Origin of the sequence: Saccharospirillum sp. MSK14-1 (genome assembly GCF_003054965.1) — a bacterium.
Classification (GTDB): domain Bacteria; phylum Pseudomonadota; class Gammaproteobacteria; order Pseudomonadales; family Natronospirillaceae; genus Saccharospirillum.
Map to the genome: position 1 here is coordinate 1 of NZ_MIES01000005.1, position 18,076 is coordinate 18,076.

The following is an 18,076-nucleotide window of genomic DNA, read 5'->3' on the forward strand; positions in this document are numbered from 1 at the left end:
CAACCGAAGATTCAGATTTTTTCTTTTCAAAACAGGCACTTAGAAAGCACCGAACCAAGAGAAGAAAGACTGGAAAACTTCGTTCCCCAACCGCGCTCAGCGGCGAGGGAGGCGTATAATAGTCTTTTTGCGGCCGCTGTCAACGGCCGCTGCAGGGAAAGTTGAAAGAAAGATGACAGCAACTATTCAGGACCGCCCGGGGACTTTATTTCAGAGTGACGCGAGCCAGCTTTTTCTTACCCGCTTGGATCAGGTAATCACCCGCACCCAATTTCAAACCCGCCTCTACAACCTGCCAATCCACTTTGACGCGGCCATTCTTCAACATGTCTCGCGTTTGCGCGGCATTGGTGGCCAAGCCAGCTTGATTTACGATTGCAGCAATCGGTAGCGCTTGCTGATCGCCCAGCTCCAACAAGACTTCCGGAGTATCTTCCGGCACCTCACCTTCGCGGACAATATTACCCGCACCTTTGTGTGCATTAGCAGCCGCCTCCTCACCGTGGAAGCGAGCTACCAGCTCTCGTGCCAGTTCGATTTTGATGTCACGCGGGTTAGCACCATCACTGATTTGCTGCTTTAACGAATCAATTTCGTCCAGGGTCTTAAAAGACAGCAACTCGTACCAACGCCACATGAGCGAATCCGGGATGGAAACGATTTTTTGGAACATGGAACCCGGGCTTTCGGTGATGCCGACGTAGTTACCTAAGGATTTGGACATTTTCTTCTCGCCATCCAAACCTTCGAGCAGCGGCGTCATCATCACAACCTGAGGTGCTTGTCCCTCGGCCTTTTGCAGCTCACGCCCTACCAGCAAATTAAAACGCTGATCCGTTCCACCCAGCTCAACATCGGCTTCCAATGCGACTGAGTCGTAACCTTGGACTAACGGGTAGAGAAACTCGTGAATGGCGATGGGCTGGTTCGACTTATAGCGCTTTTTGAAATCATCCCGCTCCAGCATGCGTGCCACACTATGCTGCGCAGCGAGCCTGATCATGCCGGCCGCACCGAGCTTGTGCATCCATTCGGAATTGAAGCGGACTTCGGTCTTCTTCGGATCGAGAATCTTAAAGACCTGCTCTTTATAGGTTTCAGCATTCTGCGCCACTTCTTCAGGTGTCAGCGGCGGACGAGTTGCATTTTTACCGGATGGGTCTCCGATCAAGCCGGTAAAATCACCGATCAAAAAAATAACCGTATGCCCGCGCTCCTGAAACTGGCGCATCTTATTAATAAGAACCGTATGACCCAGGTGCAAATCTGGGGCGGTTGGATCAAAGCCCGCCTTGATTCGTAACGGCCGTCCACTTTTCAACTTTTCAACCAGCTCGTCTTCCAGCAGAATCTCTTCCGTTCCGCGTCGAATTTCCGCCAGTGTCTGCTCCAGAGACATGAAGGGACCTCAAAAGAATTTACATATAAACAGAAGACGTATTATACCAGTATGTGCTATCAGTTAGCACTCGACGGATCCACTGTTAAGATATTAGATTAACTTTACGAGCCAATTACCTGTTTTCAAGATGATCAGTACGCTCCTTTACCGTATCCAAGCCTTCCCTCGCTGGCATGCCATCGGCGTCGGCAGCCTCACTGTATTGATGCTGCTATTAACGCTATGGCCTGCCACCAGTGAATCCGTCATCGTTGAGATCCCAGCGAGCTTGCAGCTGCAATCGTCACCACCCGCTGGAGATACGGCCGATTCATTCAGTCAAGTTGCTGCCGAGGTTCGTCCCGGCGACACCCTGTCGACACTGTTCGAACGGGCCGGCGCCGGCGTCAGCGTCCTATACCGCATGCTGGCAGATGACGACATCAGTCAATCATTGGATCGCATCTACCCAGGGCAATCTTTTAGTTTTGGTTTCGACAGCACCGAGGCATTGCGAGAAGTCACCTTCAGCGAATCCCAAATGGTTCAGCATCGAATCACCTTGGGCGACGAAGGCTTCGAGATCGAACAGATTGTCCGCGAACCGGAAATACATACCCGCTTCACTCAAGGCACGATCGATACGTCGCTCTATCTCGCCGGCAAAAATGCAGGCCTCAGCGATAACATGATCATGGAATTGGCCACGCTGTTCGGCTGGGATATCGACTTTGTACTCGACATCCGAGCGGGAGACTCCTTCTCGCTCATTTATGAAGAGCATTTCCTGGACGGTAAGAAACTCAGCGATGGTCCAATCCTGGCGGCACGCTTTACCAACCAGGGCCGCGACGTCACGGCGATTCGATACTCTGACGCGGGTGGACGCACCGATTACTATTCACCCAATGGTGACAGCATCCGCAAGGCATTCCTGCGCACACCAATGGATGTCTTCCGGATATCTTCGGGCTTCAACCTGAGTCGTCGCCACCCAGTACTGAACACCATTCGCGCCCACCGCGGCACCGACTATGCTGCACCAACCGGCACACCCATCAAGGTGACCGGTGATGGAAAGGTTATCTCCGCTCGTCGCAGCAGCAGCTACGGCAATGTGGTTGTGGTTCAACACGGCGGCGGTATGCGTACCCTCTATGCTCACATGAACCAGTTTTCTCGCTATGCGCGCGTCGGTAACCGTGTCAGCCAGGGTCAAATCATTGGTTATGTCGGCTCCACAGGGCTGGCCACCGGCCCACACCTGCATTACGAATTCCTGGTAAACGGTGTTCATCGCAACCCACAAACAGTCCCTCTACCAACGGCACAACCTTTGGCGGAAGAATACCTTCCAGCCTTCCAGGATTTCGCATCCAATATGATGGGACAGTTAGACGTCTTCAACGGCAATTACGCTCAGGCCAACAGCGACTGACCGTCAAGTCGCACGCCGCACAACCGCTTTCACCTTTTAACTGAATGGGCTATCGATCAGAAATGATCATAGCCCTGCTCAAGCAATTGTTGCTCGACGGCAGGACCATAGGGAACCGTAGAAACGAAAGGTGGCAGCTGATCCGCAGACACCGAATTATCCCGCATCCAGGTTTCACATACCTGAACATCAATGACGTTATACGCATCCAGGCGCGCCGCCTGATCGACCAGCGCTCTGTTCGTGGAATAATTGGCTTTCAGAAAGGCGCGCGTTTCTTCTCCATGCAGAATTAACGCGATCGGGCTCTGACTGGGATAGCCTTCAGCCGAATCGAGCAACGATTCAGCACGGCCTAAAATCGAGGATACTTCTTCGGGTGTATGGGCCTGCAAATAGGCAATCCAGTGCTTGTCAGCCGCGTAGAGGTTCGGTGTTTCTGCGCTGGAGAAACCAACCTGTAGCACCAGGGTCAGCGCTGCCAGCCGCCGAAGCGGAAACCGAGAACTAGATAGAAAATGAAGACCCACAGCCACAGGTCGTCTCCGCAGCCGGATTATCAATCGTGAAGCGGCTGCCATCGAGCCCTTCGGTATAATTGACCGTTGAGCCATGCAAGTACTGCACACTCAACGAATCAACCAGGAAGCGAACGCCTTCGCGCTCGATCACGGTGTCATCATCAGCCAGCTCATCATCAAAGGTAAAACCATACTGAAAGCCGGAACAACCGCCGCCAGTGACAAACACCCGCAGCATCAATTGCTCATTGCCTTCTTCTTCAACCAGCTGACGGACTTTGATGGCGGCTTGATCCGTCACCAACAGTGCATCATCTTGAATTGCAGCTTCAGTCATCACCATTACTCAATCATCAGTCAGCCAACATAAGCCTGCCAAGAGCACGCTTATTGATGAACGACGAGATCAGGGCCAAAGAATCGTTTTTCAATGGCCCGCTGTTCTCACTTGAGTGTAGAACTTGAACTGCCAGTCGGTGCCGTTTTGGGCTTATTGTCGCTAGAACCCGGGCCAGACTGAAGGTTCGCGGCCGAAGACGACAAACCTGACGTGCTGGTAGTAGAGCTTGTATCGGCCGTACTATCAGCCGCCGCTGGCTTAGCCTTCTTGCTCTTGTCGGTCGCCACATGCAGCAACTTACCGTTGACCTTGGCACCCATGACCATTTCCATCATGACGTAATGAACGTCACCGGTGACCACGGCCTTTTTGGCCAGTTCAATGTGCTCGGAAGAGTAAACGTCACCTTTGACTTCGCCATTAATGACGATGTTGGGGGCACGAATTTCACCTTCCACCAGACCTTTATCGCTGATACGCACCGCAGCACCACTGTCCGGATCGGCCAGGATATTGCCTTTGATGCGACCGTCGACATGGAGGCCTCCCGAAACCCGGATGTCACCGTTGATTTCGGCCTTTACTGAGATAAGAGTTACGTCGTTAGCCACTGTTTTCTTATTGCCCCACATTGTTTCCGTTCTCCAAATCCGACCAGCTGTAAGCGCGTTCTACTCGAGCGGAGCGATTGCCCACTGCCTGCGCCACGACTTGAATCTGGTCGGGAATGAACCCTTCCGGTAACACTAAGTCACCTGCGATTTCTTGAAAATAGCGGTATCGAAAACGGATATCTACTTCATCCACATCATCCGATACATCGGCCAGCGTCATCGCAACCCGCTCACCGTTTTGGCTGCCCACCAAGTTAACGCCAACAAACCCCTGCAGATACTGAGTGTTGTTGCCAACCTGGGTCAGCATCAGGTTATACCGATAACGATCGGGTGAACTGGTCGGTTCCAGCCGAACCTCCTGCACACGCAACCCTTCGGCATTCATTGAGGGCGCCATAATGCCTTGATAAAGAGTCACTTCTTCTTCAAGGCGAGCAATTCTATCACTGAGTTCGCGGTTCACCTGACGAACCTCTTCGGTCGCCTGGCGATCCACATCGGAACCCCGTTCCAAGGTTGCCACGCGCAGTCGCAATTCTTCACTGCGCTGCAACGACTGACGCAACGCCGTTTGTAACTGGTTGCGCTCGGCCACCAAATCGACCTGGGCATCAAACCCAGCCTGGCGACCATACAGGTAAGCGCAATACACCACCAGGATCAGAATCACAGTTCCGATGGCCGAAACGACCCTGCGTCGCCAGGGTTGATAAGGAACGACCGACATCCGGTCAAAGCGCGACAGCTGTTCTTTCGCCATTAGGACTCCGAGGCCAATGAAGACGTCCAGTGCAACTTGCAGCGTAGCGCACCATTAACCGATGCGTACCACAACAAGGCACCACTGCACTGACCGGCTGTAACCGGTGACCCTGAGGGCCGTGGCAATCAATGCGTAAGCCCCCTATGATAAGGGCCGACCGAAGCCAGTGACAAGCCGCCCTCCATGCCAAATCTTCGTTTTACTTTGTTTCGGACCTGGCTGGGTCGGCCTGAAAGTTTGTTAGTACTGGTATTGCTCGGCATGCTGACCGGCGTCGCAACAGGGCTTGTCATGACCGGTTTTTTGCTACTGCTTAATGGCCTCTTAAGCCTGCTCAACGGCGATTCCCTGGAAGACTTTGAGTCTCTATCACTGCCCATGCGCTTTGCGCTTCCTTTACTCGGCAGCCTTGCCTTAATCGCCCTTTATCGATGGACGCCAGCGCGAGTCCATAACGTCGGTATTGCTCACGTGATCGATCGCCTGCAACGCGGTCGTGGCCGGCTGGCAGCCGGCAATGTTTTCTTTCAGCTTGCAGCGGCCGTGCTGGCACTGGGCAGTGGCCATTCGGTTGGTAAAGAAGGTCCGGCGGTGCATATCGGCGCCGGTATTGCTAATCAACTGGGACAACGTACACACCGAGTGCCCAGCCAACTTCGGCTGCTCATCGGCTGTGGCACCGCCGCCGCAATTTCTGCGGCTTTCGACACCCCTTTGGCCGGCGTTTTATTCGCCATGGAAGTGGTGTTGATGGAGTACAGCCTGCTCGGTTTCACCCCCATCATTGCAGCGGCTGTCACCGCTTCTGCAACCAGCCGATGGTTGATTGGCGAACACCCCAGCTTTATTGCCATTGAACTGCAATCAGCACAGATTTCCGATTGGCCGTTGCTGGTATTAACCGGTCTCGCCGTCGGCTTACTGGCTGTGGCTTTCCACCACCTGGTTCGGCTGATGCAACGCCATGGCCCGGCCCGACGCGCGACCCGCTTATTACTGGCAGGGCTGCTGGTCGGCAGTATGGCAATGGTCGTTCCGGAGATTCTGGGTTCTGGCTTTGATACGGTGAATCAAACTCTGAGCGACCCTCAGCCCTGGCAAACCCTGGCGCTGATACTGATTGCCAAGATGATTGCGACGGCCTGTGCGGTCGGATTAGGCATCCCGGCGGGCGTTATTGGTCCCATCTTGGTCATTGGCGCCTGCGGTGGTGCATTGATGGCCGCTTTGTTGCCTGGCGCATCCGATATGGCGCTTTATGCCCTGCTGGGAATGGCCGGGATGATGAGCGCTGTATTACATGCGCCGTTGGCTGCTTTAGCGGCCGTACTGGAGCTATCGCTCAGCGCTCAAGCCATGTTCCCGGCAATGATTGTGGTGCTGTCAGCAAACCTGGTCTGCCAACACGGCTTCCGCTTGCCGTCACTGTTTCGCGGCATCCTCGAAGCCCAGGGATTATCGATTCAAACGCACCCCGTTCGCACCGCGCTGGCGCAACGCTACCTTTCTGAACTAGGCACCCGACAGTTTGGCAGTTGCGATCCAGCGACCGAAGGCGATCGCATTGCTGCGTTGGCTAAGAGCCCATATCGATGGGTGGTGTTGCAACTCGATAACAAAGCCTATTTGATCGCTCGAGAGCGCTTTGCCGCCTGCCATCAGGACTGGATTCAACTGGAGCCTGAGGTGCGCCCGCCCTTCGCCGAGGCGGTTCAATCGCTGATCGGCCCCTACAGTCGTCTGCATCCATTAGCCGACGATATTACCCTGCTTGAAGCCGTCAAATCCCTGCAACAGGAAGAGACCGCCGGTTTCTTACTGCCGCTGGATGATGGCAACACCGGACTGGTTACCCGTGCCCAGCTGGTTTCGGTACTTACCTCTGAAGGAGACATCCAATAATGCTGTACCTGTGGCTCAAGGCCTTCCACATCATGACCGTCATCACCTGGTTCGCCGGCATTTTTTATTTGCCCAGACTGTTCGTTTACCACGCCATGGCCGACGATGACGCCAGCAAAGAACGCTTCAAGATTATGGAGCGCAAGCTCTACCGGGGCATCATGACACCCTCGATGGTACTGGCATTAGCCTTTGGTATTGGCATGTTATTCACCGCCAGCGGACAGGTCTGGCTGAGCATGGGCTGGTTGCACGTCAAGCTGGCCCTGGTGCTGGCATTGATCGGTTACCACCACGCCTGTGGCCGACTGGTACGCACTTTCGCCGCCGATGCCAATCGTCATTCACATCGCTGGTTCCGCTGGTTCAATGAAATGCCGGTCATTGCGCTGGTGGGCATTGTTCTGTTGGTGGTGCTAAAACCGTTTTAACGGCCATTGCGATGCCATAAAAAAGGCCAACGACCGCCAGGTCGTTGGCCAATGACTACCTATCAACTAGAAAGTCTGTTTCCAGACTCCCCAGACAATCCTCAGATGACAAAATCTGACGATCAGCGCGAGTCTAGACGCTAAACGTCATCGACTCCAGAGCCCGCGTTTGCCAGTGTTGTGTTGAAGCAGGACAATGGCCCACATCGCATAACCAACAGGCACTACAGACCATGACCGATTCCTTTGCAGCGCTGTTCGAACGCGCCCAGAAAGTCATTCCCGGCGGCGTTAATTCACCGGTTCGCGCATTCAAGGGCGTTGGCGGCACTCCCGTCTTTTTTAAACGCGCCGAAGGCTCTCGCCTTTACGACACTAACGACAAAGCTTACATCGATTACGTCTTGTCCTGGGGACCACAGATCCTCGGTCATGGCGATGAAAGCGTGCGCGAAGCCATTCATCATCAGGTCGATCAGGCACTGACGTTTGGTGCTCCCAGCGAACTTGAAACCGTGATGGCGGAGAAAGTTTGCAGCTTGGTACCGTCTATAGAAAAAGTCCGGATGGTCAATTCCGGCACTGAAGCCACCATGTCAGCCATTCGCCTAGCGCGCGGTTTTACCGGACGCGATCTGCTGGTGAAATTCGAAGGCAATTACCACGGCCACTCCGACAGTCTGCTGGTCAAGGCCGGCTCCGGCATGCTAACCACCGGCGTCCCCACGTCGCCGGGCGTGCCTGCTAATGTCGCCGAGCACACCCTGACGCTGGAATACAACAACGCCGATGCGGTGCGCGACTGCTTTGCTGAACTGGGCGATCGCATTGCAGCGGTCATCGTCGAACCCGTCGCCGGCAACATGAACTGCGTGTTGCCCGAAGCCGGCTTCCTGGAAACCTTACGTGAGCAGTGCGATCAAAGCGGTGCGGTCTTAATCTTCGACGAAGTGATGAGCGGCTTTCGAGTGGCATTGGGCGGTGCTCAGCAATACTTCAACGTCAAACCCGATCTGACCACGCTGGGTAAAGTCATTGGCGGCGGTATGCCCGTTGGCGCCTTTGGTGGCCGCGCCGACATCATGGACCACCTGTCTCCGATCGGTCCTGTTTACCAGGCAGGAACGCTGGCCGGAAACCCTGTTGCCATGGCCGCTGGTCTGGCCGTGCTGAACCAGATTGACCAGCCCGGTGTGTACCAACAGCTGACCGACCGCACCACAGCGCTGACCCAGGGAATGCGCGATCTGGCGAACTCCGCTGGCATTCCCTTCACCACTAACGCCGCGGGCAGTATGTTCGGTCTGTTCTTCAGTGACGAAGACACCATCAGCCGCTTCGGCCAGGTCATGGCCTGCAACAGTGACCGCTTCAACCGCTTTTTCCATACCATGCTGGATCAAGGCGTTTATTTGGCACCGTCGAGTTTTGAAGCGGGTTTTATGTCGTTATCGCACAGCGAAGAAGACATTGAGCGAACACTGCAAGCCGCACAAAGCGCTTTCGATCAACTGGCATAACTCAGCCAGTTAAATGCAGATGGCCACCAGTAGGTGGCCATATTCCGAATTTATCGCTTTTCGAAGACATTCCCTCCCAATTCCTGCCTGTTCAATACCAATTGTTTCTTGAGTAACGGTTCACATCTGAGTTCAGTCTGGTAAGGTGAAAAAACGTTTAAAAAATACTGAACGTTCAGAACGCCGGATTTTTAACCGGATTTGGACCCAATCATGCCACCATCGACGCCATTACATGCCAGCGCCGGGGACGACACTCTGTCGATACCCGAGCGCCTTGATGCGACCCGCAGTCTGATTGTGGATGCCATCGCCCAGACGATGGATCACTACGGCGTTAACGCGTCCACGGCACTGCTATATGGCCTGATGTATTTCCACAACGACCCCATCACGCTCGATGAGATGTGTGACAAGATGGGCATGAGCAAGGCCAGCATGAGTACTGGCGTACGCAAGCTTCAAGACAACCGGATGGTGCACCGGGTGTTTCGCCCCGGCAGCCGCAAAGATCTCTACCGCGCCGAAGAAGACTTTCATAAAAACTTCATCAACTTCTTCTGTCGACGCTGGGAAGAAGAAGTCACCATCAACGGCAAAGCCATCGCGGCAGCCGAACGTCACTATCAGAAACTGCTCAATGACCCCGATTTGGACGCGGACTCTGAGCGCGAGATTGAACGCGATCTGGCCAAGATCGACGAGTCCAAGCATTACTATCACTTTTTGGAGAAACTCATCGCTCGCAGCGAGTCTGGTGAGTTATTCCGCTGGTTGGCCGACGACTCCCCCGGTTAGCCCGTCCTACGCAAAACATTAGATTGGATGTCCAGCGTTTGCCTCGGCAGCGCAATGGACAATCCAACCCATAAGAACTGCGCGATACGGAAAACAACAACGAGGAGAACGGACGATGTCCAACGAACTGAATTTTTTAACTGAACAAGCCCGCCGCGGCCGACTTTCCCGCCGCGACTTTCTCGGCCGCGCCATGGCATTGGGCATGGCCTTGCCTTTCGCCAGCAGCGTGTTTGCCGAAGCCGTTTCCGGCACTCCGATCAAAGGCGGCCTGCTCAAAGCCGGCATGCAGGGTGGATCATCCACCGACAGCCTGGACCCGGCCTCCTGGACCAGCCAGGTGCAATTCATGTTTGGTAAGTCCTGGGGCGAATGCCTGACCAACGTTGCCCCGAATGGCGACCTGGTGCCGCGCCTGGCTGAAGAAGTCAGCTCATCCGCCGACGCCAAAACCTGGACCTTCAAACTGCGCCAAGGCGTGTTGTTCCACAATGGCCAGGAAATGACCGCCGCCGATGTCGTGGCCACTCTGGAGCGCCATTCCGACGAAGCCTCAGAATCCGGCGCACTGGGTATCATGCGGGGTCTGGCAGACATTCGTACCAATGGCAAATACGAAGTGGTCGTCACCACCACCGAAGCCAACGCCGACTTGCCATACCTGTTCTCCGATTACCACCTGATGATCCAGCCCAACGGCGGCAAAGACGCCCCCGATGCCGGTATCGGAACTGGTCCCTACAAAGTCACGGAATTTGAACCGGGCGTGCGCCACAGCGCCGAGCGTTTTGAAGACTACTGGAACCTGGACGAATGGGGCCATGCGGCCGAAATCGAAATCACCGTCATCAACGATCCGACGGCGCGCATGGCGGCGCTGCAAAGCGGCCAAGTGCATATGATTAACCGCGTTGAACCGCGCGTGGTCGACATGGTGAAACGTCTGGCCAACATTGAAGTTCACAACGTTTCTGGCCCAGCGCACTACTGCTTCCCGATGCACTGCGACACCGCACCGTTCAGCAACAACGATCTGCGCATGGCGTTGAAACTGGCGATGAACCGTGAAGATATGGTTGAGCGTATCCTGCGCGGCTACGGCAGCGTCGGTAACGACTTCCCGATCAACGGCGCTTACCCGCTGGCTCCGACCGATATTCCTCAGCGCGAATTCGATCCAGATCAAGCCCGCTTCCTGTACGAGCGCTCCGGCCACAGTGGCCCGGTTGTACTGCGCACCTCTGACGTTGCCTTCCCCGGCGCCGTTGATGCCGCACAGCTGTATCAGCAGACCTGCGCCCAGGCCGGCATCAATCTGGAAATCGTGCGTTCACCGGGTGATGGCTACTGGTCCGATGTCTGGAACAAAGAGCCGTTCTGCGCCTCTTATTGGAGCGGCCGTCCGACTCAGGATCAGATGTACTCCACCGGTTATGTGTCTGGCGCTGACTGGAACGACACTCGCTTCTTCAATGAGCAGTTTGACCAACTGGCCGTTCAGGCTCGTGGTGAACTGGATCAAGGCAAGCGTGCTCTGATGTACCACGACATGGCGATGATTCTGCGTGACGAAGGTGGCCTGTTGCTGCCGATGTTCAACGACTACATCGAAGCGCATAACAACCAGGTTCAGGGCTGGGTCGATCATCCGCAGTTTGAGATGATGTCTGGCTTCGCTCTGAGCCGTTGCTGGTTGAGTGCCTGAGCGACCAAACCATGAATCTAATCGTCGCAAGACTGATAGCCCAGCGCCTCGCGCTGGGCTTATTACTGCTGTTCGCGGTTTCCATCCTGATCTTTGTCGGCACCATGATGCTGCCGGGCGATGTTGCCCAGGCGATTCTGGGCCAATCCGCCACCGATCAGGCCGTCGCTAATTTACGCGCTGAGCTGGGGCTGAACGATCCGGCCTGGATGCGTTATCTCGATTGGCTGGGTGGCATCCTGACCGGCGACCTGGGAACGTCGTTATCCAACGGTCAGTCCATTGCGGACTCCCTCTTGGGCCGTGCAGGCAATACCTTCTTCCTCGCGTTCTGGACGGCGTTGATTGCGGTGCCGATGGCAATTTTGCTGGGACTTCTGGCTGTGCGTTATCAAAATCGCTGGCCAGACCGAGTCATTTCCGGCGCCACCTTAACCACCATCTCACTGCCCGACTTTTTCATCGGCTATCTGCTGATCTACTTCGTCGCTGTCAAACTGGGCTGGTTTCCGAGCGTGTCCACCGTTTATGACGGCATGCCCTTCGTCGAACGTATGCGTGCCATCGCACTGCCGGCGTTTACGCTGACGCTGATCATTCTGGCGCACATGATGCGTATGACCCGTGCGGCGATTTTGAATGTCATGCAATCGGCTTACATCGAAACGGCCGAGCTGAAAGGTTTGGGCGGACTGAAAATCATCTGGCGTCATGCCTTTCCCAACTCCGTCGCCCCGGTTATCAACGTCGTCATGATCAACCTGGCGTTTTTGGTGGTTGGCGTGGTGGTGATCGAAGTGATCTTCGTCTACCCCGGCATGGGTCAGTATCTGATTGACCACGTAGCCAAGCGCGATGTTCCAGTCGTACAGGCCTGCGGGCTGATTTTCGCGACGGTTTATATCGGCTTAAACCTCATCGCCGATGTGGTGTCCATTCTTTCCAATCCGCGCTTGCGGCATCCGAAGTGAGGCGCAGCCGATGAAACTCCCCAATAACCCTCTGGCCAATATTCCCATCGCGGCTTTGATCGGGCTGATATTGACCACGCTGTTTGTAGTAGCCGCCGTTTTTGCGCCCTGGATCGCCCCTTACAGTCTGTCCGAATCGGTCGGCGATATGTGGGAATCCAGCTCTGCTGTTCACTGGTTGGGCACCGACAATCTCGGCCGTGATCTGTTTTCGCGCCTGCTCTATGGTGCCCGCACCACCATGACCATCGCCGCGCTGGCGACCGCTTTGGCATTCAGTCTGGGATCGATTTTGGGCATTCTCGCGGCGGTGCTCGGCGGCTGGGCCGACCAGCTGATGTCGCGCACCATCGATTTGTTGATGTCCATTCCCACACTGATTTTCGCGTTGGTTGTGCTTTCTGTAATGCCCAGTACCACAATAATTTTGGTGCTGGTCATGGGCATTCTCGATTCCACCCGCGTCTACCGGATAGCCCGTGCCGTGGCGGTTGATATCAATGTTCAGGATTTTGTCGAAGCCGCCCGACTGCGTGGCGAAGGTCGGGTGTGGATCATCTTCCGCGAGATTCTGCCCAACGCCTTATCGCCGCTGGTGGCGGAACTGGGCCTGCGTTTTATCTTTGCGGTGTTGTTCTTGTCATCGCTGTCCTTCCTGGGCTTGGGCGTTCAGCCGCCCGAAGCCGACTGGGGCTCGATGGTGCGTGAAAACCGCCAGGGTATTGTCTTCGGTGTTCCGGCCGCGTTGATTCCCGCCGGCGCCATTGCCTTGCTGGCCATCTCCGTCAACCTGGTTGCCGACTGGGTGTTGCGTCGCACCACCGATCTCAAAGGAGGCCGCAGTGGCTGATCAATTATTAGAAATTGCCGATCTGCGCATTGGCGCCACCGTCTATCCACCTGGCGAAAAGCCGCGTGATGTCACTCTGGTCGATGGCGTCAGCCTGACGTTGGAAAAGGGCAAAGTTCTGGGTCTGATCGGTGAATCCGGCGCCGGCAAATCGACCATCGGTTTAAGCGCCGCCGGCTATGGCCGCGGCGGTGTACGGATAACCGGCGGCACCATCACCGTCAATGGCGAAGACATTCTGGCCAACGGCCAAAGCGGCCTGCGTCGCTTGCGCGGCAAAACCGTCTGCTACGTCGCCCAATCGGCTGCCGCCGCCTTTAACCCGGCCCATCGACTGATGGATCAGGTCGTCGAAGCAACGCTGGCGCATGGCGTACTCGATCGCGCCAGCGCTGAAGCGCGTGCTGTAGAGTTGTTCGCCAAACTGGGATTGCCCGACCCGGAACACTTTGGTCAGCGGTATCCTCACCAAGTATCCGGCGGTCAGTTGCAACGCGCTATGACGGCTATGGCGCTGTGCTCGGAACCCGACCTGATCATCTTTGACGAACCGACGACAGCACTCGATGTGACCACCCAAATTGATGTGCTGGCGGCGATCAAAGATGCCATCCACGATACCGGTGTCGGCGCGCTCTACATCACCCACGATCTGGCGGTCGTCGCACAGGTAGCCGACCATATTCTGGTGCTCCGTAACGGCGAAGCGGTGGAATACGGTCCGACCCGTGACATCATCGAACAGCCCAAAGAAGACTACACCCGGGCTTTGGTGTCGGTGCGTTCCATTGACCACCATGCACGCCAGCCCGAATCGCAGCCATTGTTGGATGTTGATGCCGTCAGTGCACGCTACAGCGCCGACTTACCGCCGGTCCTAAACCAGGTTTCGGTGCAGCTTTCCGCCGGCCAGACGCTCGCTGTGGTGGGCGAATCCGGATCCGGCAAATCAACCTTGGCGCGCTGTATTACTGGCTTGTTGCCCATCGAATCAGGCGATATCCGCTTTGCTGGCCAGTCCTTGCCTAAGGCCTTAAAAAGCCGCGACAAGGAAACACTGCGCCAGCTGCAGATGGTGTATCAGATGGCCGATGTGGCCATGAACCCGCGCCATACGGTGGCAACCATCATCGGACGCCCGCTGACGTTCTATTTCGGCTTGAAAGGCGCCGCCCGACGTAAGCGCGTTCTGGAACTGCTCGATGCCATCGAACTGGGTCCGGAATATTACGACCGCTACCCAGCCGAACTCTCTGGCGGCCAGAAGCAGCGAGTCTGTATTGCCCGGGCGCTGGCCGCAGAACCGAAGCTGATCATTTGCGACGAGGTGACCTCTGCACTCGATCCTCTGGTGGCCGACGGCATTCTTAAATTGCTGCTGCGATTACAAGAGTCCGCTGGCGTTGCCTACTTGTTCATTACTCACGATCTGGCGACCGTACGTGCCATCTCTGATTCCATCGCCGTGATGTTGCAAGGCGAAGTCGTGCGTTATGGCACTCACGAGCAGGTACTCACAGCCCCCTTCGATGACTACACCGACCTGTTATTACGGTCGGTACCGCAGATGAAACTGGGCTGGCTGGAAGAAGCCATTGACGGTCGGAAAATGACAGGCCAGGACCAGTAAACCGGCCTCAAGCCGTTGTTTTGGCAGTGGTTTTTCGTGGAAAACGGCAAAGACTGTTGACAGCGGCCGGGCCGCTCACTAAGATGCGCGCCTGCTTACCGACGGTGAGTGCATCCGGAATGCCTGGGTGGTGAAATTGGTAGACACGCTAGCTTCAGGTGCTAGTGGGGGCAACCCCGTGGAGGTTCAAATCCTCTCCCAGGCACCATTTCACCCGGATGACTCTCTCCCCGCGACCGCTCTGCCTGGGTGGTGAAATTGGTAGACACGCTAGCTTCAGGTGCTAGTGGGGGCAACCCCGTGGAGGTTCAAATCCTCTCCCAGGCACCATCTCTCCCCCGTTTTTCTTACTCAGTCCGACCTTTCATAAACCGTTCACGGTTCTCGCTTTTCTTGCGTTCGCTCTTACGCAGCAGCACATAAAGCGCACCCACACCACCATGAAAGTTCTGCGCCGAATGAAACGCCAAAACCGCCGGTATCTGTTTCAACCACGTATTCACACAGCTTTTTAGAAACGCCTGGGGCTCACTGCGCTCACCTTTGCCGTGCAGTATCATGGCCGAGCGAACGTCGTATTTCAGACAGTCTTCAATAAAACCAAACACCTCCGCTCGCGCTTGCTGCATGGATTTTCGGTGCAAATCCAACCGCGCATCAATCGGGTATTGGCCGCGTTTGAGCTTGCGATAAACACCGTGCGAAACACCGTCGGTGCGATATTCAAGCACATCGAGTGGGTGCACCAGATCGATGATTTCTTCGGTCAGGTGGTTGCTGTCTTTTTCCGTCGTGGTCACTGCCATCTGTCGCCGATGAATCAAACTCGGCTGCGGCGTTGCACCTTTCGCAAGGTCCACCTTGGGTTTGGTTTTCAACGGCTGGACACCCTTCATCTCCTGGCGGAAGAGATCCAGTTCATCATCGTCACTCATAGGACACCTAAAGCTTTTAGCGCTATTCTATCAGCTAGTACAAGCGCCGCCTAAGGCGCTCGGGGCGGTGTAAACGAGCGGTAAAAGGAATCGCGAGCCTCAACCGGTTGGGACAAACTAATAGCTATGAATGAAGCGCATATCCTCCTCATTGACGATGATCGTGATCTGGCCGAATTGCTCGGCGAGTATCTCGACGCCGAAGGTTTCCGCCTAAGCGCCGCCCACAGCGGTGAAGAAGGCATTCAGGAATTGGGCCGGGGCGAATACGACCTGGTACTGCTGGATGTCATGATGCCGGGCATTGATGGCTTTGAAACCCTTAAACAAATCCGCAACACCTCCTCCGTACCGGTCCTGATGTTGACCGCCAAGGGGGAGGAAACCGACCGGGTACTCGGCCTCGAACTGGGCGCCGACGACTACCTGGCCAAACCCTATAGCCACCGTGAGCTGCTGGCCCGCATTAAAGCGCTGCTGCGTCGTATCGAACTCGATCGTGCCCAGAAGGAAAACGATACCGGCACGCTGGAGTGCAACGGCGTCACCCTGAACTTCGACACCTACGAAGTCGATTGCGACGGTCAGACACTGCCGATGACAACCAGCGAATTTAAAGTGCTGCGTGTTCTGATGAGCCGTGCCGGCAAGGCGGTTCCCAAAGAAGACCTTTATCGCGAAGTTTTGGGTCGTGAAATCATGGCTTACGATCGCTCTATCGATATGCACGTCTCCAACGTGCGTCGGAAGATTCAGACCGTAACCGAAGATCCCAAGATCCAAACCATTCGAGGCATCGGCTACCTCTTTGTAGAAGCCAGCTAAATGCCGTTCCCCGTACCATCCGTGACCTGGTCCAAGCTGAATCCACTGGGGTCTGTTTTTGGCAAGATCTGGATCAGTTTCTGGGTCACGCTGCTGCTTATCGTGCTGGCCGTTGCCTTTGTCTCGCACCAGGTCGCGCAGGTCTATCAGATCGGCGCGCCCAACTCCAACCACATCCGCCTGCTCAACCGCGTCAAACTGCCCAATATTGATCGTCTGGCCAGCAGTCGTCAGGAAATCATTGATGAGCTGGATCGCTTTAACAGCCAATCCAGCTATCAATGGTACTTGGTCGATGACACCTACCATCTGCTGGGCACACCGCGCCCGCCCCGGCGCATTCTGGTCATGCTGTCAGAAATGATGGAGATGGAAGGCGTCAAAGTCGGGCAATGGCGTCAGGAAACCTGGATGGGGCCGATCACCATGTCGGTCGGCGGTGAAGTGTACCGAATGTTTATTCGCGGTGTGCCACCGCTGCCACCTCCCAATCTGCCGCTCTGGCTCGACAGCCAATGGCTGCGCATCATTTTTGGACTGGTCGTCTCCGGTTTAATGAGTTTGCTGCTCGCCTGGTCCTTTACTCGACCGCTGGAGCGCTTACGCCGGGTTTCCCGACAACTGGCCGGCGGCAATTTAGACGCCCGCGTTGGTGATTCGGTGACGCTTCGTGCTGATGAAGTCGGCGAACTGGGCCGTGACTTTGACGACATGGCCGAACGGCTGCAGCAACTGGTTTCCGCACAACAACGTCTGCTCAGCAACGTCAGCCATGAACTGCGTTCGCCGCTGACCCGACTGCAGGTAGCGCTCGGTATCGTGCGGCAGAAAGCGCCGACAGACTTGGAAAGCGCCCTCAATCGCATTGAACGCGAAAGCGATCGCCTGGAAAGCCTGATTGCTCAGGTGCTCAAACTGTCGCGTTTCGAAAACGATATGCAGCAGCTCGATCCCAGCGAAATCCAACTGGACGATCTGGTACACCAAGTCGCTGAAGACGCCCGTTTCGAATCGCGCCAGCGCCAGGTCAACATCATCGAAACCATCGATCAACCGATGACGGTCTATGGCGACGGCCAGCTCATTCACAGCGCGTTGGATAACGTCGTCCGGAATGCCTTGCGCTTTTCGCCGGATGAGAGTGAGTTACGCATCGAACTGAAAAGCGACCGTCATCACGCCACCATCGAAGTGTCTGACCAGGGACCGGGTGTACCGGATGACAAACTGGAACAGTTGTTCGACCCGTTCTACCGGCTCGACCAAAGCAACCCCGGTGCAGGTCTGGGCCTGAACATCGCCCGCCACGCCATCCAGGCGCACAAAGGCGAAATCCGTGCCTTTAATGGAGCCGACGGAGGGCTCTGTGTGCGCATCGTGCTGCCTAAATCCCGCCAGCGCTAACGCGCAGCTTGCTGCCTTTCTATTGAATCGCTAGCCTGTTGCGCT

Annotated in this window: 17 protein-coding genes and 2 tRNA genes; 13 read left to right on the plus strand and 6 right to left on the minus strand. The window is 55.7% G+C overall.

Annotation, left to right across the window (positions count from 1 at the left end; all coding sequences use genetic code 11):
- Positions 1-205 precede the first annotated feature (205 nt).
- The gene (gene tyrS, locus BGP77_RS01145) at positions 206-1,399 is read right to left on the minus strand and encodes a tyrosine--tRNA ligase (RefSeq protein WP_108162907.1); all 1,194 of its coding nucleotides are present in this window, start codon (positions 1,397-1,399) and stop codon (positions 206-208) included.
- Between the two features lie 130 nt (positions 1,400-1,529).
- On the opposite strand from tyrS, the gene BGP77_RS01150 reads away from it, so the two are divergent.
- Positions 1,530-2,819: a peptidoglycan DD-metalloendopeptidase family protein gene (locus BGP77_RS01150; RefSeq protein ID WP_108162908.1), complete on the plus strand. Its 1,290-nt coding sequence runs from the start codon at positions 1,530-1,532 to the stop codon at positions 2,817-2,819.
- Positions 2,820-2,875: 56 nt separating this feature from the next.
- On the opposite strand, the gene BGP77_RS01155 is transcribed toward BGP77_RS01150, so the two are convergent.
- The 4 genes from BGP77_RS01155 to BGP77_RS01170 form a co-directional block, all read right to left on the minus strand.
- Positions 2,876-3,355 carry a hypothetical protein gene (locus BGP77_RS01155; RefSeq protein WP_146171159.1) on the minus strand — a complete coding sequence of 160 codons (480 nt, stop codon included), beginning with the start codon at positions 3,353-3,355 and terminating at the stop codon, positions 2,876-2,878.
- Positions 3,327-3,677, minus strand: a complete 351-nt coding sequence (erpA, locus tag BGP77_RS01160) for an iron-sulfur cluster insertion protein ErpA (protein WP_108162910.1) — start codon at positions 3,675-3,677, stop codon at positions 3,327-3,329. The genes BGP77_RS01155 and erpA overlap by 29 nt, the downstream gene beginning before the upstream one ends.
- Positions 3,678-3,784: 107 nt before the next feature.
- Positions 3,785-4,291 (minus strand): polymer-forming cytoskeletal protein, encoded by a 507-nt coding sequence (locus BGP77_RS01165; protein ID WP_233252270.1) that lies wholly within the window; start codon positions 4,289-4,291, stop codon positions 3,785-3,787.
- Between the two features lie 7 nt (positions 4,292-4,298).
- Complete coding sequence (locus BGP77_RS01170; protein WP_108162912.1) at positions 4,299-5,057, minus strand: DUF6776 family protein; 759 nt, start codon at positions 5,055-5,057, stop codon at positions 4,299-4,301.
- Positions 5,058-5,243: 186 nt separating this feature from the next.
- On the opposite strand from BGP77_RS01170, the gene BGP77_RS01175 reads away from it, so the two are divergent.
- The 10 genes from BGP77_RS01175 to BGP77_RS01220 all read left to right on the plus strand — a co-directional run bounded on the left by BGP77_RS01175 (position 5,244) and on the right by BGP77_RS01220 (position 15,197).
- A complete protein-coding gene (locus BGP77_RS01175) occupies positions 5,244-6,962 on the plus strand; it encodes a chloride channel protein (RefSeq protein WP_108162913.1) in 1,719 nt (572 codons plus the stop codon).
- Positions 6,962-7,393, plus strand: coding sequence for a protoporphyrinogen oxidase HemJ (hemJ, locus tag BGP77_RS01180; protein ID WP_108162914.1), 432 nt, complete (start codon positions 6,962-6,964; stop codon positions 7,391-7,393). The genes BGP77_RS01175 and hemJ overlap by 1 nt, the downstream gene beginning before the upstream one ends.
- A 233-nt stretch (positions 7,394-7,626) precedes the next feature.
- Positions 7,627-8,913, plus strand: a complete 1,287-nt coding sequence (hemL, locus tag BGP77_RS01185) for a glutamate-1-semialdehyde 2,1-aminomutase (protein WP_108162915.1) — start codon at positions 7,627-7,629, stop codon at positions 8,911-8,913.
- A 213-nt stretch (positions 8,914-9,126) separates the two neighbouring features.
- On the plus strand, positions 9,127-9,711 hold the full coding sequence (locus BGP77_RS01190; protein WP_199224161.1) for a GbsR/MarR family transcriptional regulator: 585 nt from the start codon (positions 9,127-9,129) through the stop codon (positions 9,709-9,711).
- A gap of 115 nt (positions 9,712-9,826) precedes the next feature.
- Positions 9,827-11,416: an ABC transporter substrate-binding protein gene (locus BGP77_RS01195; RefSeq protein WP_108162916.1), complete on the plus strand. Its 1,590-nt coding sequence runs from the start codon at positions 9,827-9,829 to the stop codon at positions 11,414-11,416.
- An 11-nt stretch (positions 11,417-11,427) separates the two neighbouring features.
- Entirely contained in the window at positions 11,428-12,387 is a 960-nt protein-coding gene (locus BGP77_RS01200; RefSeq protein WP_108162981.1) for an ABC transporter permease, read from the plus strand.
- A gap of 10 nt (positions 12,388-12,397) precedes the next feature.
- On the plus strand, positions 12,398-13,237 hold the full coding sequence (locus BGP77_RS01205; protein ID WP_108162917.1) for an ABC transporter permease: 840 nt from the start codon (positions 12,398-12,400) through the stop codon (positions 13,235-13,237).
- Positions 13,230-14,867, plus strand: coding sequence for an ABC transporter ATP-binding protein (locus BGP77_RS01210; protein ID WP_108162918.1), 1,638 nt, complete (start codon positions 13,230-13,232; stop codon positions 14,865-14,867). Before BGP77_RS01205 ends, BGP77_RS01210 begins: the two co-directional genes overlap by 8 nt.
- 121 nt (positions 14,868-14,988) lie before the next feature.
- Positions 14,989-15,075 (plus strand) — tRNA-Leu (locus BGP77_RS01215).
- A gap of 35 nt (positions 15,076-15,110) precedes the next feature.
- Positions 15,111-15,197: transfer RNA gene (locus tag BGP77_RS01220), tRNA-Leu, on the plus strand.
- Between the two features lie 17 nt (positions 15,198-15,214).
- Here the strand turns inward: BGP77_RS01220 and smrA are convergent.
- Positions 15,215-15,802, minus strand: a complete 588-nt coding sequence (gene smrA, locus BGP77_RS01225) for a DNA endonuclease SmrA (RefSeq protein ID WP_108162919.1) — start codon at positions 15,800-15,802, stop codon at positions 15,215-15,217.
- A gap of 126 nt (positions 15,803-15,928) precedes the next feature.
- On the opposite strand from smrA, the gene BGP77_RS01230 reads away from it, so the two are divergent.
- Complete coding sequence (locus tag BGP77_RS01230) at positions 15,929-16,627, plus strand: response regulator transcription factor (RefSeq protein WP_108162920.1); 699 nt, start codon at positions 15,929-15,931, stop codon at positions 16,625-16,627.
- Complete coding sequence (locus BGP77_RS01235; protein WP_108162921.1) at positions 16,628-18,031, plus strand: ATP-binding protein; 1,404 nt, start codon at positions 16,628-16,630, stop codon at positions 18,029-18,031. It abuts the gene before it with no gap.
- Positions 18,032-18,076: the final 45 nt, after the last annotated feature.

Coding starts and splice junctions, on each gene's coding strand:
- erpA (WP_108162910.1), bottom strand. CDS start 3,677: ATGACTGAAGCTGCAATTCAAGATGATGCACTGTTGGTGACGGATCAA.
- hemL (WP_108162915.1), top strand. CDS start 7,627: ATGACCGATTCCTTTGCAGCGCTGTTCGAACGCGCCCAGAAAGTCATT.
- smrA (WP_108162919.1), bottom strand. CDS start 15,802: ATGAGTGACGATGATGAACTGGATCTCTTCCGCCAGGAGATGAAGGGT.
- hemJ (WP_108162914.1), top strand. CDS start 6,962: ATGCTGTACCTGTGGCTCAAGGCCTTCCACATCATGACCGTCATCACC.
- BGP77_RS01170 (WP_108162912.1), bottom strand. CDS start 5,057: ATGGCGAAAGAACAGCTGTCGCGCTTTGACCGGATGTCGGTCGTTCCT.
- BGP77_RS01190 (WP_199224161.1), top strand. CDS start 9,127: ATGCCACCATCGACGCCATTACATGCCAGCGCCGGGGACGACACTCTG.
- BGP77_RS01205 (WP_108162917.1), top strand. CDS start 12,398: ATGAAACTCCCCAATAACCCTCTGGCCAATATTCCCATCGCGGCTTTG.
- BGP77_RS01235 (WP_108162921.1), top strand. CDS start 16,628: ATGCCGTTCCCCGTACCATCCGTGACCTGGTCCAAGCTGAATCCACTG.
- BGP77_RS01195 (WP_108162916.1), top strand. CDS start 9,827: ATGTCCAACGAACTGAATTTTTTAACTGAACAAGCCCGCCGCGGCCGA.
- BGP77_RS01230 (WP_108162920.1), top strand. CDS start 15,929: ATGAATGAAGCGCATATCCTCCTCATTGACGATGATCGTGATCTGGCC.
- BGP77_RS01175 (WP_108162913.1), top strand. CDS start 5,244: ATGCCAAATCTTCGTTTTACTTTGTTTCGGACCTGGCTGGGTCGGCCT.
- BGP77_RS01200 (WP_108162981.1), top strand. CDS start 11,428: ATGAATCTAATCGTCGCAAGACTGATAGCCCAGCGCCTCGCGCTGGGC.
- BGP77_RS01150 (WP_108162908.1), top strand. CDS start 1,530: ATGATCAGTACGCTCCTTTACCGTATCCAAGCCTTCCCTCGCTGGCAT.
- tyrS (WP_108162907.1), bottom strand. CDS start 1,399: ATGTCTCTGGAGCAGACACTGGCGGAAATTCGACGCGGAACGGAAGAG.